General features: G+C 64.9%; 14 protein-coding genes and 1 riboswitch. Of the genes, 9 read left to right on the forward strand and 5 right to left on the reverse strand.

Annotated elements, in window-relative coordinates; translation table 11 throughout:
* Nucleotides 1-31: 31 nt before the first annotated feature.
* Nucleotides 32-883 (reverse strand): MurR/RpiR family transcriptional regulator, encoded by an 852-nt coding sequence (locus tag ACWHY3_RS04315; RefSeq protein ID WP_448127637.1) that lies wholly within the window; start codon nucleotides 881-883, stop codon nucleotides 32-34.
* Between the two features lie 142 nt (nucleotides 884-1025).
* On the opposite strand from ACWHY3_RS04315, the gene ACWHY3_RS04320 reads away from it, so the two are divergent.
* From ACWHY3_RS04320 to ACWHY3_RS04340, 5 genes are all read left to right on the forward strand, one after another.
* A complete protein-coding gene (locus ACWHY3_RS04320) occupies nucleotides 1026-1763 on the forward strand; it encodes a 5-formyltetrahydrofolate cyclo-ligase (protein WP_448127638.1) in 738 nt (245 codons plus the stop codon).
* Between the two features lie 214 nt (nucleotides 1764-1977).
* Nucleotides 1978-2967, forward strand: coding sequence for an ABC transporter substrate-binding protein (locus ACWHY3_RS04325; RefSeq protein WP_448127639.1), 990 nt, complete (start codon nucleotides 1978-1980; stop codon nucleotides 2965-2967).
* A complete protein-coding gene (locus ACWHY3_RS04330) occupies nucleotides 2964-3746 on the forward strand; it encodes an ABC transporter ATP-binding protein (RefSeq protein WP_087717759.1) in 783 nt (260 codons plus the stop codon). The genes ACWHY3_RS04325 and ACWHY3_RS04330 overlap by 4 nt, the downstream gene beginning before the upstream one ends.
* Nucleotides 3739-5310: an ABC transporter permease gene (locus ACWHY3_RS04335; protein WP_448127640.1), complete on the forward strand. Its 1572-nt coding sequence runs from the start codon at nucleotides 3739-3741 to the stop codon at nucleotides 5308-5310. The genes ACWHY3_RS04330 and ACWHY3_RS04335 overlap by 8 nt, the downstream gene beginning before the upstream one ends.
* 33 nt (nucleotides 5311-5343) lie before the next feature.
* Nucleotides 5344-6087: a 5-formyltetrahydrofolate cyclo-ligase gene (locus ACWHY3_RS04340; RefSeq protein WP_448127641.1), complete on the forward strand. Its 744-nt coding sequence runs from the start codon at nucleotides 5344-5346 to the stop codon at nucleotides 6085-6087.
* A gap of 106 nt (nucleotides 6088-6193) precedes the next feature.
* Here the strand turns inward: ACWHY3_RS04340 and thiC are convergent, their stop codons facing one another.
* Together thiC and ACWHY3_RS04350 are read right to left on the reverse strand one after the other, a co-directional pair.
* On the reverse strand, nucleotides 6194-8074 hold the full coding sequence (thiC, locus tag ACWHY3_RS04345; protein WP_448127642.1) for a phosphomethylpyrimidine synthase ThiC: 1881 nt from the start codon (nucleotides 8072-8074) through the stop codon (nucleotides 6194-6196).
* Nucleotides 8075-8187: 113 nt separating this feature from the next.
* Nucleotides 8188-8318, reverse strand: a riboswitch (TPP riboswitch).
* Between the two features lie 100 nt (nucleotides 8319-8418).
* Complete coding sequence (locus ACWHY3_RS04350) at nucleotides 8419-9309, reverse strand: LysR family transcriptional regulator (protein ID WP_448127643.1); 891 nt, start codon at nucleotides 9307-9309, stop codon at nucleotides 8419-8421.
* 146 nt (nucleotides 9310-9455) lie between these two features.
* On the opposite strand from ACWHY3_RS04350, the gene ACWHY3_RS04355 reads away from it, so the two are divergent.
* Nucleotides 9456-10721, forward strand: a complete 1266-nt coding sequence (locus tag ACWHY3_RS04355) for an MFS transporter (RefSeq protein ID WP_448127644.1) — start codon at nucleotides 9456-9458, stop codon at nucleotides 10719-10721.
* Nucleotides 10722-10793: 72 nt separating this feature from the next.
* Nucleotides 10794-11006, forward strand: coding sequence for a hypothetical protein (locus ACWHY3_RS04360; RefSeq protein WP_303855722.1), 213 nt, complete (start codon nucleotides 10794-10796; stop codon nucleotides 11004-11006).
* A gap of 234 nt (nucleotides 11007-11240) precedes the next feature.
* Here the strand turns inward: ACWHY3_RS04360 and ACWHY3_RS04365 are convergent, their stop codons facing one another.
* Nucleotides 11241-11666 (reverse strand): VOC family protein, encoded by a 426-nt coding sequence (locus ACWHY3_RS04365; protein ID WP_087717764.1) that lies wholly within the window; start codon nucleotides 11664-11666, stop codon nucleotides 11241-11243.
* 140 nt (nucleotides 11667-11806) lie between these two features.
* Here ACWHY3_RS04365 and ACWHY3_RS04370 point away from each other — a divergent pair, with 140 nt between their 5' ends.
* Nucleotides 11807-12700 (forward strand): LysR family transcriptional regulator, encoded by an 894-nt coding sequence (locus ACWHY3_RS04370; protein WP_448127645.1) that lies wholly within the window; start codon nucleotides 11807-11809, stop codon nucleotides 12698-12700.
* A 75-nt stretch (nucleotides 12701-12775) separates the two neighbouring features.
* The gene (locus ACWHY3_RS04375) at nucleotides 12776-13654 is read left to right on the forward strand and encodes a pirin family protein (protein ID WP_303855718.1); all 879 of its coding nucleotides are present in this window, start codon (nucleotides 12776-12778) and stop codon (nucleotides 13652-13654) included.
* Between the two features lie 53 nt (nucleotides 13655-13707).
* Here the strand turns inward: ACWHY3_RS04375 and ACWHY3_RS04380 are convergent, their stop codons facing one another.
* Nucleotides 13708-14631, reverse strand: a complete 924-nt coding sequence (locus ACWHY3_RS04380; protein ID WP_448127646.1) for a lysophospholipid acyltransferase family protein — start codon at nucleotides 14629-14631, stop codon at nucleotides 13708-13710.
* Between the last annotated feature and the right edge of the window lie 14 nt (nucleotides 14632-14645).

Here is a 14645-nt window from a genome sequence, read left to right on the forward strand (position 1 = left end):
TAACCCGCCAGCCCGTGATCGGGAAGCCGAATCAGTCGTGATCCAGTGCCTCGGAGATATCGTCGATGAGGTGGGTGCGCTGCAGGGCACGGTCGCCCAGCCTGTCTGCCGTGGCGTGGGCGAGCAGGTGCAGCATGCTGATGAGGCTCATCGCCGAATAGCCGTATGGCCCGCCGGTGCTGTAGCAGGGCAGCACGTTGTCGGAGAAGCGCCGCGCCCAGGCGGCATTGCGCACGTCGACGACGGCCATTACCGTGACGCGCGACAGCGTGAGCTGCTCCATCGCGCGCTCCAGTATCGCCGGGCGGTGTTGCGAGAGGACCAGCAGCACGACGTCACGCGGCGAGGGCATCGCCAGCTCCTCCGCCCAGGTTCCGCTTTGCGCCCCGAGAGAGAAGACATCCGTGCGGATACGGCTCAGCAGCGGGCGCATGTAGTAGACCAGACCCTGATCCACGCCCAGACCCAGAAGCCAGACACGTGGCGCAGTGGCAAGCCCGTCTGCCGCCTTGACCAGTTCGTCGTTGCGCGTGACCTCGAAGGTTCGCGCCAGACTGTCCGTTTCCATTTGCAGATGCGTCGCGACCGTCAGGCCACGAGCCGGTGTCCTCGTCTCGCCGGACGAAGGAATGTTGCGAAACGGCTGGGTCCGATTGCGCTCTTCCCGTGCCTGCGCCCGGACCTCGCTGAAGTCTCGATAGCCGAGGCTGCGGAACAGGCGGGCGGCGGTGGCCTTGGAAACTCCCGCCATATCGGCCATCTCCTTGGCCGAGTAGGCGAGCATGTCGTCGATCCGATCCAGTAGCAGTGTCGCCAGCTTGCGTTCGCTGGGAGAGAGCTGTTCGTAATGTTCCTGGATGGCGAGAACCAATCTCGTTGACATAGGCGCGTCCGTCTTTCTGGCGGGTCTTCATGACGAGGCGGAGCCTGCCGATTTTTCCGCTGGCGATCTTTTGGAAACTACGGTTTCAGTGTAGCATTATTTTGAAACCAAAGGTTCCAAACGCTTCCAGGAGGGCGCTCGAGTGCTGGCCAGGCGTGCGATCCGCGAACGAATCTGGAGTCGGCTGCGAGATGTCGCGATACCCGATTCCCGCTTCCACATGCGTTTCTCCGAATTCATCCCCGACTTCGTCGGCTCCGATGCGGCCCTGCGCCGTATCCTCGACGATGCGCGGTTTGGTGACGTGCGCCATGTCTTCGTCACGCCGGACAACAGCCTGGCCGGCCTGCGTCAGCAGCTGATCGAATCCGGCACGAGCCTGGTGGTATCGACCCACGGGATGGCCCGCGGCTTCTTCTGGATCGAGCCCGGCTCGGTGCCCCGGGGCGAAGCCAGGTTTGCCGCCTGGCTCGACGGCCTCGAACACTTCGGCAAGCCGCTCTCGCTGGAATCGCTGGTCGCGCTGGGCGGGCTCGATGCCATCGTCACCGGCGCCTCGGCCGTCGCCACCAGCGGCGTGCGCTTCGGGCGCGGTCACGGCTTTCTCGATCTCGAGTGGTTGCTCTTTCGCGAACTGGGCCTGGTCGACGACACCACGCCGATCTGGACGCTGGTCCACGACGTTCAGGTGGTCGAGGAAGAGCTCTTTCCCGGCGAGCGCGATGTCGTTCTCGACGTGATCGCCACGCCAACGCGCACGCTCGAGATAAACCGCCAGACGCCACGACCTGCGCGTATCGACTGGCAGCGCCTGATGCAGACGGAGATCGACGCCATGCCACCGCTGCGCGAGCTGCAGCGAGCACTGGGGCTGGCGTAGGCAGGCGAGCCGGCATGGAGAGAAACCGGCACTGGGCAGCGTCGTACTGCCGTCACACCCCATCTTTCCTGTTCGACTTTGCGGCGAAGCGACGAACGAGTCGAGACAACGAGCCATCAGTCGAGACAACGAGCCATCAGTCGAGACAACGAGCCATCAGTCGAGACAACGAGCAATCAGTCGAGATAACGAACAACGACACGAGGATACAGCGATGACGCTCAGCAGACGGCGTTTCCTTCAGATGACCGGTTCCGGCGCCCTGGCGGGCGCTCTGGGATGGCCGGCGCTCTCGATGGCCCAGAACGGCCAGGGTACGCCGATCGGCATGCAGGCTTCCTGGGTCAACGATGCCGAATTTCTCGGCTACATCGTCGCGCGGCACAAGGGCTTCTATGCCGACCAGGGGCTCTCGCTCGACTATCGCTCGGGCGGCCCGGACGTCATTCCCGAAGGGGCGCTGCTTTCCAACCGCGCCGAGATCGCGCTGACGACGGTGGAGAGTACGCTCAAGGCGGTGACGCAGCAGGGCGCGCCGCTGGTCATCATCGGGACGCAGTATCAGAAGAACCCGGCGGGCATCGTCAGCCTGGCCAGCAACCCGGTCGAGAAGCCCGAGGATCTCGTCGGCAAGGTCCTCGCCGTGCCGCCGGTCAACCGTCTGGCGGTCGAAGCGATGCTCGAAGCCAACGGAATTTCGCCGGACGACGTGCGCATCGTGCCCTACGCCTACGACCCGACGCCGCTGCTCAAGGGCGAGATCGACGCCTCGCTCGACTTCGTCACCAACGTGCCCTACACGATCGGCCTGCAGGGCGAGAAGGCCGTCAGCTTCCTGCTCTACGACCATGGCTTTCCGGTCTTCAACGACACCGTGGTGGTGACGCGCGATACCCTCGAGACACGCCGCGATGACCTGGTCGCCTGGCTGCGGGCCAGCCGCCAGGGATGGCAGGAGAACTTCAAGGATCCTGCCTATTACCCGCCGCTTTTCGCGGACAGCTTCTTCCAGGGCAACGGCCGCTCGATCGAGAACGAAATCTTCTTCAATCAGGCGCAGAAATCGCTGATCGAGTCCCCGGACGGCATCTTTTCGATGGCCGAGTCCGATATCGAGCGCTGCCTGACGGCACTCGAACGTATCGGTATCCAGGCCTCGCGGGACAATTTCGATACCTCGTTGCTGGAGGAAATCGCGGCGTGACGGTAGGGGATCTGCGCATCGAAGCCGTCAGCCGCCGCTTCGATGTCGATGGCCGAGCGCTGCTGGCGCTGGACAGCGTCTCTCTCGAGGCGCCAGCCGGCAGCTTTATCGCCCTGATCGGCCCGTCGGGCTGCGGGAAGTCGACGCTGCTGCGCATGCTGGCAGGGCTGGACCAGCCCAGCGAGGGCACGATCCGGATCGGCGGCCTGTCGCCGCGGACGCTGCAGCAACGCGGCGCGCTGGGCATCGCCTTTCAGGATGCGTCGCTGCTGCCCTGGCGCAGCGTGGAAGCCAACGTGCGCTTTCCGTTCGACGTGATCGGCCGGATGAGCGAGGCGGACCGCCGCCGTGTGCAGGAGATGATCGAGCTCGTCGGCCTGGGAGGCTTCGAGCAGGCGCTGCCCGGTCAGCTTTCCGGCGGTATGCGCCAGCGCGTCGCCATTGCCCGCGCGCTGGTCAGCGAGCCGCAACTGCTGCTGCTCGACGAGCCTTTCGGTGCGTTGGACCAGATCCTGCGCCGCAGCATGAACCGCGAGCTGCAGAAGCTCTGGCTCAAGCGCCCGGTCACCACCGTGATGGTGACCCACAGCGTCGACGAGGCGATCTTCCTCGCCGACAAGGTGGTGGTCATGACCGGAAGACCAGGGCGGATCGGCCGGGTCATCGACGTGCCATTCGAGCGCGAGCGGCCGCTGTCGCTGCTCAACAGCGCCGAGTGCCGCCAGCTCGAGGCCGAGATCCTGCAGCTGATGTTCGACCACGAGAACGACGATGCGTGATCGACGACAGCGCGCGACCATCGCGATCGGCTGGCTGGCGCTGCTGCTGTTATGGGAAGTAGCGGGGCGGTTGCAGTGGGTGGCGGATGGCGCCTTGCCCAGCCCGAGCGGCGTGCTGCGGCAACTGGTCGAGGATTGGGACGACTATCCGCCGCACATCTGGGCCACCGTGCGCACGTCGCTGATCGGCTTCCTCGTCGGCAACGCCGTCGCCGTGCTCTGCGGCTTTCTGATGGCCAGCTGGCGCCCCGTCGGCCGGCTGCTGAGCGGCATCAACGTTACTCTTTTCGCGATGCCGCCGATCGCGCTGACGCCGATCCTGGTGATCGCGTTCGATGGCGACGCGCCGAGGATCGTGCTGGCCGCGCTCGCGACCTACTACCCGACCATGGTCGCTACCGTGCTCGGCCTGACCCGGATCGATCCGCGCCTGCTCGACGTCGTTCGTCTCTACGGCGGCGGGCGCTGGGCGGCCCTGCGCTGGGTACGGCTGCGCCACGCGCTGCCGACCTTGTTGGCCGGACTGCGGGTCGCGGCACCCAACGCGGTGCTCGGTTCGCTGCTGGCGGAGTTCGGCAGCGGGTCCGGTGCGGGGCTCGGCCACTATCTGATCGGTTCGCTGGGGCGCGGCGATCCGGAGCGGCTGTGGGGCATCGGCTTGGTCGCGACCGCGATCAGCGCGCTGTTCTACGTCGCGATCCTGCTCGTCGCGCGCTGCTGGGTAGGCGCTCAGGCACCGGCGCAGGAGAGTCTGGGCAGTCAGGGAGACGCCGCGCGTGGTGCCGGCACGCAGTGGCTGATCACGCTGGTCGCGGTGGTGCTGCCGCTGCTGGCGTGGTGGGCGGCGGTCTGGGGACTCGAGCAGGCCGGCGTGTCCAGCTTCGTGCTGCGCACGCCGGCCGACCTGGCCGCCGAGCTGTTCTCCTCGACGCGGCCGGAAAGCCTCGCGAGCATCATCGGGGGCGCGCTTCTCGAGACACTGCCCTGGTGTCTCGCCGGGATGGCGCTGGGGCTCGGTTTTGCGCTGCTGCTGGCCATTCTGGGGACGCTCAGCCCGGTGCTGGAGCGCGTGCTGATGCCGCTGTCGCTGCTCAGCCAGTCGATGCCGCTGGTCGCGCTCACGCCGCTGATCGTGCTGATCTTCGGTCGTGACGGCGCGACGATTCTTGCCATCACGATCTCGGTCACGTTCTTCCCGGCCTACGTTACCCTGGCCCAGGGAATGGCGCTGGTGCCGGAAGCGACGCAGGACTGCGTTCGCGTGCTGGGCGGCTCCCGGCTCAAGCAGGTTCGCCTGGTATCGCTGCCCTGGAGTCTGCCGTATCTGTGCGCCGCCGCGCGGCTGGTGGCGCCGCGGGCCTTTCTGGGCGTGATGATCGCCGAGTGGCTTGCCACCGGGACGGGCATCGGCAATCTGCTCAATGTCGCTCGCGGATCGCTGGACTACGGTCTGGTCTGGGCCGTGGTGGTCGCCGCCGTCCTGGTGTCGGTGCTGCTCTACCTGATGGTGACCGTCATCGAGCAGCGCGTGCTGAGGCGCTTTGCGATGACGCCCGTACAGTAACGTCAATATCTCCATTCAGAGCCTGAGGTCGATATGAATCATAAATCCGACGTACGCCGGCGGGTGTTCGCCAATCTGCGCAAGGTCGCCTTTCCCGACAGTCGCTTTCACTTCGATTTCGGCGAGTTCATCGCCGACTTCCAGAACCGGGAGGACGCGACCCGTCGCCTGGTCGCCCATCCGTTCTACCAACAGGCATCGACCCTTTTCATCACGCCGGACAATTGCCTGGAAGAGCTGCGTCACCGGGCGCTGCTCGACGGCAAGACGGTGCTGATGACGACCTATTCGATCAAGCGCGGTTTCTGGCTGCTCGATCCCGCCGAGATTCCGGAGGAGATGTACCTCTATGCCGCGACGCTGGACGGCATGGAGCGCATGGGACGGCCGATCTCGCTGACGGAGATCCGCGAACGGCCCAGGACCGATTTCATGGTGACGGGCACCGGCGCGATCAACGAAGCCGGCATCCGTTTCGGCAAGGGCCACGGCTTCTTCGATGCCGAGTGGGGCATGCTCTATCGCATCGGCAACATCGACGTGAATACCCCCTCGGCGGCCCTGGTCCATGACTGCCAGGTGCTCGAGGAAGAGTTGTATCCGGAGGTCTTCGATACCGTTTCGGACGTGATCTTCACGCCGACCCGCACGATCGAAGTCGATGCGCCCCACAAGCCCACCGTGGGCATCGTGTGGCAACTGCTGGATCAGCAGATGTACGACACGATTCCGCCGCTGCAGGAACTGTGCCGAATGGAAGCGCTGGGCACGATCTGAGGGCCAAGCCAAGCCAAGCCAAGCCAGGCCAGGCCAGGCCAAGCCAAGCCAAGCCAAGCCAAGCCAAGCCGCAGACGTCGGGCGCGATGCCCGACGCCGCGAGCGGCTACACCTCCCGGTAGAGTTCGCCGCCTTCGCGCCTGAAGCGTTCTGCCTGCTCCTCCATGCCGGCCGCTTTCTCGGCGGCGATTCCGGTATCGTCGCCAAAGCGTTCGCGCACTTCCTGGGTGATCTTCATCGAGCAGAACTTCGGCCCGCACATCGAGCAGAAGTGCGCCACCTTGGCGGAATCCTTGGGCAGCGTCTCGTCGTGGAAGGCGCGGGCGGTGTCCGGGTCCAGCCCCAGGTTGAACTGATCCTCCCAACGGAATTCGAAGCGGGCTTTCGATAGCGCGTTGTCGCGACGTTGCGCGCCGGGGTGGCCTTTGGCGAGATCGGCGGCGTGGGCGGCAATCTTGTAGGTGATGATGCCGGTCTTGACGTCGTCCTTGTTGGGCAGGCCGAGATGCTCCTTGGGCGTGACGTAGCAGAGCATGGCGCAGCCGTACCAGCCGATCTGCGCCGCGCCGATGCCGGAGGTGATGTGGTCGTAGCCGGGAGCGATATCGGTGGTCAGCGGGCCTAGCGTGTAGAAGGGCGCTTCGTCGCAGCACTCGAGCTGCTTGTCCATGTTCTCCTTGATCAGCTGCATCGGCACGTGGCCGGGGCCTTCGATCATCACCTGGACGTCGTGCTTCCAGGCGATCTTCGTCAACTCGCCGAGGGTTTCCAGTTCGGCGAACTGCGCTTCGTCGTTGGCATCGGCGATGGATCCGGGGCGTAGACCGTCACCCAGCGAGAACGAGACGTCGTAGGCCTTCATGATCTCGCAGATGTCCTCGAAATGGGTGTAGAGGAAGCTCTCTTTGTGGTGATACAGGCACCATTTGGCCATGATCGAGCCGCCCCGGGAGACGATGCCGGTCACGCGTCTGGCCGTCATCGGCACGTGATGCAGGCGTACGCCGGCATGGATGGTGAAGTAGTCCACACCCTGTTCGGCCTGCTCGATCAGGGTGTCGCGGAAGATCTCCCAGGTCAGGTTCTCGGCGACGCCGTCGACCTTCTCCAGCGCCTGGTAGATCGGCACCGTGCCGATGGGCACCGGCGAGTTGCGAATGATCCACTCCCGCGTCTCGTGGATGTTCTGGCCGGTGGAGAGATCCATGATCGTGTCCGCGCCCCAGCGGATGCCCCAGGTCATCTTGTCGACCTCTTCCTCGATCGAGGAGGTCACGGCCGAATTGCCCAGGTTGCCGTTGATCTTCACCAGAAAGTTGCGGCCGATGATCATGGGTTCGCTTTCGGGGTGATTGATGTTGGCCGGAATGATCGCCCGGCCGCGAGCGACTTCGTCACGCACGAACTCGGGAGTAATCTCGTCGGGGAGATGGGCGCCGAAGGACTCGCCAGGGTGTTGATGATCCAGCATCGGGTCGGTATCGAGGGCGATGGCCTCTCGCCGGCGCTGGTTCTCGCGAATGGCGATGAATTCCATCTCCGGCGTGATGATGCCTTGTCTAGCGTAGTGGAGCTGGGTGACGTTGGCCCCGGCACGCGCACGACGCGGTGTTCGCGTGAGCTCGAAACGCAGCGTCGATAGACGCAGATCCTCGGCACGAACGCGGCCGTAGGTCGAGCTGGGGCCGTCGAGCCATTCGGTGTCGCCGCGTTCGTCGATCCATTGGCGGCGCAGTTCCGGCAGGCCACGGCGGATATCGATGTCGGCAGCCGGGTCGGTGTAGGGGCCGGAGGTGTCGTAGACGGTGAGCGGCGCGTTGGGTTCGAGTCCGCTTCGGGTCTGCGTGGGCGAGAGCGAGATTTCGCGCATCGGCACCCGGATATCCGGACGCGAGCCTTCGACATAAACCTTAGTCGAGGCCGGCAACGGCGCGATGGCGGCGCTGTCGACGCGGGCAGTTTCAGCCAGAAATTGTGGGGATTTCATGTTCGGTTGTGCTCCGTGGCATGACTAGCCAGGCATATTTGCCAAGGCTATCGGGGTCAGGCCGGCGCACAGCGCAGGAGGGGAAAACCGGCACGGGCGGGTCTTCTCCCACGCCACGGTCTCCGCTTGATCCCTACGCCGGTACTAGCCGGATCAGGTTCGTCGGGATCCGCCGTGGCGCCGTCGAATGAATTCCGGCGCAGGACGATCTCAGCCGGTTCCACCGGCACCCCGTCAAGCTGGCGATATCGTGCATCGCCACGGGCAGTCTGTGGCGAGCGGCGAGTGAGGTCAAGCCGGTCGTGTGGCGGCGATCACGGATGGGCCTACGCGGTGAGAACGCGTCATGGATCGGCGGGGCGCTGGACCAGATCGATGAACGATCGGGCCTGCGGCGTCAAGTGGTGGCGGGCGTGAGTCAGCCAGACTTCGGAAACGGCGTCGGCATCGCTCAGCGGGCGATAGCGGACATTGTCGATCCGGATGTGCTGGAACGAGGCGGGAAGAACCGACACGCCCATGCCGGCCGCCACCAGACTGATGATGGTGTTCGGTCCGCCGACCTCCTGCACCAGCCGGGGCGTCAGGCCACGCTTGGCGAACAGGGCGTTGAACTGATCGAGCAGGCCGGTGCCGGCGGCGGGCGAGAAGTAGACGAAGGGGTGAGCCGCCAGGGCTTCGAGCGTCAGCGGTAGCGCGCTGCCACCGAGCGGCCCCTGCTCGTTGACCACGGCCATCAGCGGTTCGCGAATCAGGGTGAAGGCATCGAGGCCCTCCGGCAGGGTGGCGGGGCGCATGATGCCGATATCCAGGTCGCCCTCGAGCAGCGGGGCGACCTGGCGCTGGCTGTTGAGCTCGTGCATGCGCAGCTCGACATCGGGATAGCGCTGGCGGTAACGCATCAGCGTACGCGGCAGCGTCGGGCTCAAGGGCACCGAGGTGGTGAAGCCGATGCGCAGTTGGCCGGCTTCGCCACGCCCGAGCCGGGACACCAGCCGAGTGGCGCGTTCGGTTCGTGCCAGGATGTCGCGCGCCTCGTCGAGGAAGACCAGGCCGGCTTCGGTCAGCTCGACGCGGCGATTGGTCCGGGTCAGCAGGCGTGTGCCCAGCTCGCGCTCCAGCGCCTGGATCTGCTGGCTCAGCGGCGGCTGCGAGATCCCCAGCCGCTCGGCTGCGCGACTGAAATGCAGCTCTTCGGCCACGGCGACGAAGTAGCGCAGATAGCGCAGTTCCATTGAGTCGTGAAACCTCTCAAAAGCGTCGAATAATATATTAGAAAGCTTAATGGCGGCGGCGTAACCTACCAAGGTCTAAATCAACGCGGCGCAACGGGGTCGACCACGGCAGTCCGGCGCCAGTCATCGTCTTCGGGAGAATCGGGTTGTCCCGCCATACGTCATCCGACATCCACAATGCCACCCAGGCCGCCAATCATCGGCTGACGCGCGAGGCGGAGGCCGTCGAGAGCGGCTTCATCGAACGCGGCCAGCGCGGCTACCGGCCGACCATGCTGGCGCTGTTCCTCGGCGCCTTCTCCACCTTCGTTCTGCTTTACTGCGTGCAGCCGCTGATGCCGATCCTGTCGGACGCCTTCGGCATCGACGCCGCCACCAGCAGCCTGTCGCTGTCGGTCTCCACCGGCATGCTGGCGATCGGCCTGCTGATCACCGGGCCGATCTCGGACGCGGTGGGGCGCAAGTCGGTGATGACGATCGCGCTGCTGGCGGCGTCGACCTGTACGCTGCTGGCGGCGGTGATGCCCAACTGGACCGGCATTCTGGTCATGCGGGCGCTGGCGGGGCTGTCGCTTTCCGGCCTGTGCGCGGTGGCGATGACCTATCTCAACGAGGAAATCCACCCGCGCTACGTCGGCCTTTCCATGGGGCTCTACATCAGCGGCAATTCGATCGGCGGCATGAGCGGGCGCCTGATCAGCGGGGTCATGGTGGATTGGGTGCCGTGGCGCTGGACGCTTGCCACCATCGGCATCGTGGCGCTGATCGCGGCGATCCTGTTCATGCGCTGGCTGCCGCCATCCAGGCATTTCACGCCACGGCCGCTCAACTGGCGCAGCGTCCTTTCCGGATTCGCCGTCCACTTTCGGGACCGGGGGCTTCCCTGGCTGTTTCTCGAGGCCTTCCTGCTCATGGGCGGCTTCGTCACGCTTTACAACTACATCGCCTTCCGGCTGCTGGCGGAACCCTATCATGTCAGCCAGGCGCTGGTCGGTGTGCTGTCGGTTGCCTATCTTTCCGGCACCTATAGCTCGGCCTGGGCCGGTTCCCTGGCCGACAAGCTCGGGCGTCCGCGGATCTTCTGGTTGTTCATCGCGATGATGCTGGTTGGGCTTGCGATCACGCTGTTCGAGCCCATCAGCCTGATCCTGATCGGCATGCTGGTGTTCACCTTCGGCTTCTTCGCGGCGCACTCGCTGGCCAGCGGATGGGTCGGCCAGCGCGCCAGGCAGGCCAAGGGGCAGGCGTCATCGCTGTATCTGTTCAGCTACTATCTCGGCTCCAGCGTCGCCGGCACCCTGGGCGGGGCGTTCTGGTACTGGGGCGGCTGGAACGGCGTTGCGCTGTTCATCGCGGTGCTGCTGCTGGTGGCGCTGGCGATCGGCGTTCTGCATCTGAGACGGTTGACGTAGGAGGCTGGTCATCGTGACGAATATGTCAGAAGCTGAAGAGGTCGCTGTGAATAGTGCGTAATAAGGATCGAGATGGATCGTCGACATTACATCAACAAATATGGCTGGGAGGCAGTGAGCACTATCAGCATTGCCATCATTGGCGCGACACTGGTTGGCTGGTTATTGACCGATGATATCAGCAAGGTTTTTGCAGCGACCGCGCTGGGTGCGGGACTTGCAACACTTGGCTCTGCTATAGTGATTCGAGCTGGCCTACAAGCCAAGGAGGACCATAATGAATGATTTTTTATTGGCTCTACTTGTCACGAGCCCTGCCTGGGGTCTCGCTCTGATCCTGCTTCCTAGCACGATCAAGGAGCTGCGCGAGCCGTAAGCTCGAAATCTGCTAAAACATCCTGAACCCCTGCCATTTGGCAGGGGTTCTTCGTTCTGGGGAAGGCACAAAACTAAAAAGCCGCCGATCTGGATCGGCGGCAACCACAAAACGTCGATAGACGCGGGATGCAAGAGACGGCGTTACTTGGCGAACAGCTGGCCCATGTCCTTGAATGCCTTGAACTCCAGCGCGTTGCCGCACGGATCCAGCAGGAACATGGTCGCCTGCTCGCCGGGCTGGCCCTTGAAGCGGATATAGGGCTCGATCACGAACTCGGTGCCGAAGCCTTTGAGGCGCTCTGCCAGCGTTTCCCATTCCGGCCAGCTCAGCACGATGCCGAAGTGCGGCACCGGCACGTCATGGCCGTCGACGGGGTTGGTGTGGGCCGACTCCTGCGACGGGGTCATGGGATGCTCGTGGATCACCAGCTGATGGCCGTAGAAGTCGAAATCCACCCACTGCTCGCTGGAGCGGCCTTCGCTGAGGCCGAAGGTCTCGCCGTAGAACTTGCGTGCGGCGGGCAGGTCGTGGACCGGAATGGCGAGATGGAAAGGGGACAGCGCCATGGAAAAGCTCCTGATTATCTTGGATGGAATGGATCGGTGATGACAATGACTGCATTCTGACGGCGAATAAATTTGATGAAAAGCGCATAATATTGCTGTCTGCCATCAAATAATCTGGATTCTTCCCGCCGCGATTCGCCATGCTGAGAGAACTTCGTACCTTTCTCGCCGTTGTCCGTCACGGCACCTTCTCCGCCGCCGGCAGCGCCGTCGGGCTGACCCAGTCCGCGGTGAGTGCCCAGATCCGCAACCTCGAAGCCGATATCGGCGAGCCGCTGTTCGAGCGCACCGGGCGTGCCGTCAGGCTCAACGCGGCCGGACGCCGGCTGCTGCCGCAGGCCAACGAGATGCTGGCGCTGGCCGAGCGGATCCGGCACTCCGGGACGGACGGCCTGACCGGCGAATGGCATCTCGGCGCGATCGCCAGTCTGCAGAGCGGGGCCTTGCCCGAGGTGCTGCAGGCGCTGACCCGCGAGGCGCCGGGCGTGATGACCCGCGTCGTTCCCGGTGTCTCGCTGGCGCTGCTCGATCAGGTCGACAAGGGCGATCTGGACATGGCGCTGATCGTCCGCCCGCCGTTCGCGCTTCCCGGCGATCTCTATTCTCGCGTCATTGCGCGCGAGCCGTTCGTGCTGATCGCGCCGCCCGAGGTCGAAGGCGGCACGGTGGAATCGCTGCTCGAAAGCCATCCGCTGGTACTCTACGACCGGGGCTCTTTCGGCGGTCGCCAGGTGGTGCGTTTTCTCGAAAGGCAGCGGTTGCGCCCCGCGATCCGGCTGGAGCTCGACGAGATCGACGCCATCGCCCGCATGGTGGAGTGCGGCCTGGGCGTCGCGCTGATTCCGCTGACCGGGCTGTGGCGGCGCCAGCAGCCGTTGCCGGTGCGCGTGATATCGCTGGGCGAGCAGACCTTCAACCGTGAATTGATCCTGGTGTCCCGACTTTCGCCGGCCCAGTCGCCGCTGGTGGCATTGATCGAGGCGGCATTGAAAGAGACGCGGGCGACTTCCGCAAGCGACGAATCGATGAAATGAAGCGGTGAAAATCATTCGCTTTTTTCGTTCGTGGCGTGATCTAGACTGCGGGTGAATCTATCGAGGAAAGCCTTCATGTCCGCGTTCACGCCACGCCGAGTCATCGCCCAGCACGCTGCGATCCGCGACGATATCGGCGATCTCACGACCCGCCGGCCACTGCCGGGTCCGGGGCTCGACCAGCTCGATCCGTTCCTGTTCCTCAACCATCACGGGCCGCAGGTCTATCCCGCCAACAATCGCGGGCTGCCGTTCGGGCCGCATCCGCACCGGGGCTTCGAGACCGTCACCTTCATTCTCGAGGGCTCGCTGGCGCATGCCGACAGCGCCGAGCATCAGAGCGTCATCCATGCCGGTGGCGTGCAGTGGATGACGGCGGGCAGCGGCATCGTCCATGCCGAGGTCTCGCCGCCCGAGTTTCTGCGCGACGGCGGGCCGCTGGAGATTCTCCAGCTGTGGATCAATCTGCCGGCCAGCCTCAAGATGAGCGAACCGCGTTATGTCGGGCTGCAGGCCGACTCGATTCCGACAGTGCCGCTACCCGGCGGTGGCGAGCTCAAGTTGATCGCCGGCCAGTTCGAGGCCGAGAGCGAGAAGCCGGTCGGGCCGATCGAGAGCCAGACGGGCGTGTTCATGTCGACCCTGGCGCTCCCGGCCGGCACGAGCGAGCAGTTGCCGGTCGTGCCCGGGCGGCAAGTGTTCCTTTATGTGGTCGATGGGGAGGTCACCGTGGGCGGCGAGCCGGTCGAACCGCGGCATCTGGTCGAGCTGGACCGTGACGGGGATGGCGTCGAGATCGACGCTTCCAGCGATGCCCGGCTGCTGTTCGGCCATGCCGAGGTGATCGGCGAGCCGGTGGTCTCCCACGGCCCGTTCGTGATGAATACCCGCGAGGAGATCGTCGAGGCGATCGATGACTACCAGGCCGGGCGCTTCGGCGGATTGGAGCAGTAACGCGGTTTTCGTCGACGAAGGGCTTTACAGCGACGCCGGTCCTTCGACGACGATCAGCGCTTGCTGTACAGGCGCTGCTGGCGATACCCGGGGACTTTCTGCTGCTCCTGCTCGGTCTTCTTCCAGCGTTTGTATTCCCACTGGTACTGGACCGGGTCGAGGGCGATGGCGGATTCGACACAGGCATTGACGCCGGCGGCCGAGGTGACTTCGTCGGTGTCGTAGACCCGTTCGTCGGCGGCCAGGAAGTGAATCGCGAAGCCGCGACCGTCGGGCAGGCGTCTGGCGACGCCGGTGACGACACGGGCCTGGGTGCGGGCGACCAGCTTGGGCAGCAGCGTGGCGGTGTAGGCCGGGCGGCCGAAGAAGTCGGCGAAGACGCCGCTGCCCCAGCTGGGCTCCTGATCGGGGAGGATGCCCACCGCTTCGGCCCGCTTGAGCGCCTTGAGCAGGGCGGCGACGCCTCGCGGATTGGTCGGCACCAGCTCCGCCCCCATGCGTTCGCGACCGTGACGGATGACGGGGTCGAGATCGGCGATCTTGGGAGGTTCGTACATGGCGGTGAACGGGAAGTGGCTGGATAGCCAGAAGTTGAGCACTTCCCAGTTGCCGAAATGCGGCGCCAGCACGATCACGCCGCGATTCTCGGCCCGCGCGTCGTCCAGCAGCTCGCGGCCGTGAACCTCGACAATGGCGGCCTCGACGCGTTCCGGCCTGGCGATCCAGGCAAAGCCGAGTTCCAGCATGGTGGCCGCGGAGTGGCGCAGGCTTTCACGCACCCGTTCACGCCGCTGGGTGCTGCTGTCCTGCGGGTAGGCGACTTCGAGATTGCGCCGGCTGACGTGGCGCTCCCGGCGGGAGAAGGCGTAGAGCAGCCGGCTGGCGATTCCCGCCAGTGACCATATCGTCTTGAGCCGCCAGTGGGACAGCAGGCGCCACAATCCATGAATGGCGCGGGCTTGCAGACCTTCGATCATGCGTTTCTCTTTTT

It is taken from the genome of Salinicola sp. NYA28a (assembly GCF_976982775.1).

What these genes read in the sequence shown, in the direction of transcription:
- ACWHY3_RS04315 (WP_448127637.1), bottom strand. Translation starts at nt 883, where the DNA reads ATGTCAACGAGATTGGTTCTCGCCATCCAGGAACATTACGAACAGCTC.
- ACWHY3_RS04325 (WP_448127639.1), top strand. Translation starts at nt 1,978, where the DNA reads ATGACGCTCAGCAGACGGCGTTTCCTTCAGATGACCGGTTCCGGCGCC.
- ACWHY3_RS04335 (WP_448127640.1), top strand. Translation starts at nt 3,739, where the DNA reads ATGCGTGATCGACGACAGCGCGCGACCATCGCGATCGGCTGGCTGGCG.
- ACWHY3_RS04340 (WP_448127641.1), top strand. Translation starts at nt 5,344, where the DNA reads ATGAATCATAAATCCGACGTACGCCGGCGGGTGTTCGCCAATCTGCGC.
- thiC (WP_448127642.1), bottom strand. Translation starts at nt 8,074, where the DNA reads ATGAAATCCCCACAATTTCTGGCTGAAACTGCCCGCGTCGACAGCGCC.
- ACWHY3_RS04350 (WP_448127643.1), bottom strand. Translation starts at nt 9,309, where the DNA reads ATGGAACTGCGCTATCTGCGCTACTTCGTCGCCGTGGCCGAAGAGCTG.
- ACWHY3_RS04360 (WP_303855722.1), top strand. Translation starts at nt 10,794, where the DNA reads ATGGATCGTCGACATTACATCAACAAATATGGCTGGGAGGCAGTGAGC.
- ACWHY3_RS04365 (WP_087717764.1), bottom strand. Translation starts at nt 11,666, where the DNA reads ATGGCGCTGTCCCCTTTCCATCTCGCCATTCCGGTCCACGACCTGCCC.
- ACWHY3_RS04370 (WP_448127645.1), top strand. Translation starts at nt 11,807, where the DNA reads ATGCTGAGAGAACTTCGTACCTTTCTCGCCGTTGTCCGTCACGGCACC.
- ACWHY3_RS04375 (WP_303855718.1), top strand. Translation starts at nt 12,776, where the DNA reads ATGTCCGCGTTCACGCCACGCCGAGTCATCGCCCAGCACGCTGCGATC.
- ACWHY3_RS04380 (WP_448127646.1), bottom strand. Translation starts at nt 14,631, where the DNA reads ATGATCGAAGGTCTGCAAGCCCGCGCCATTCATGGATTGTGGCGCCTG.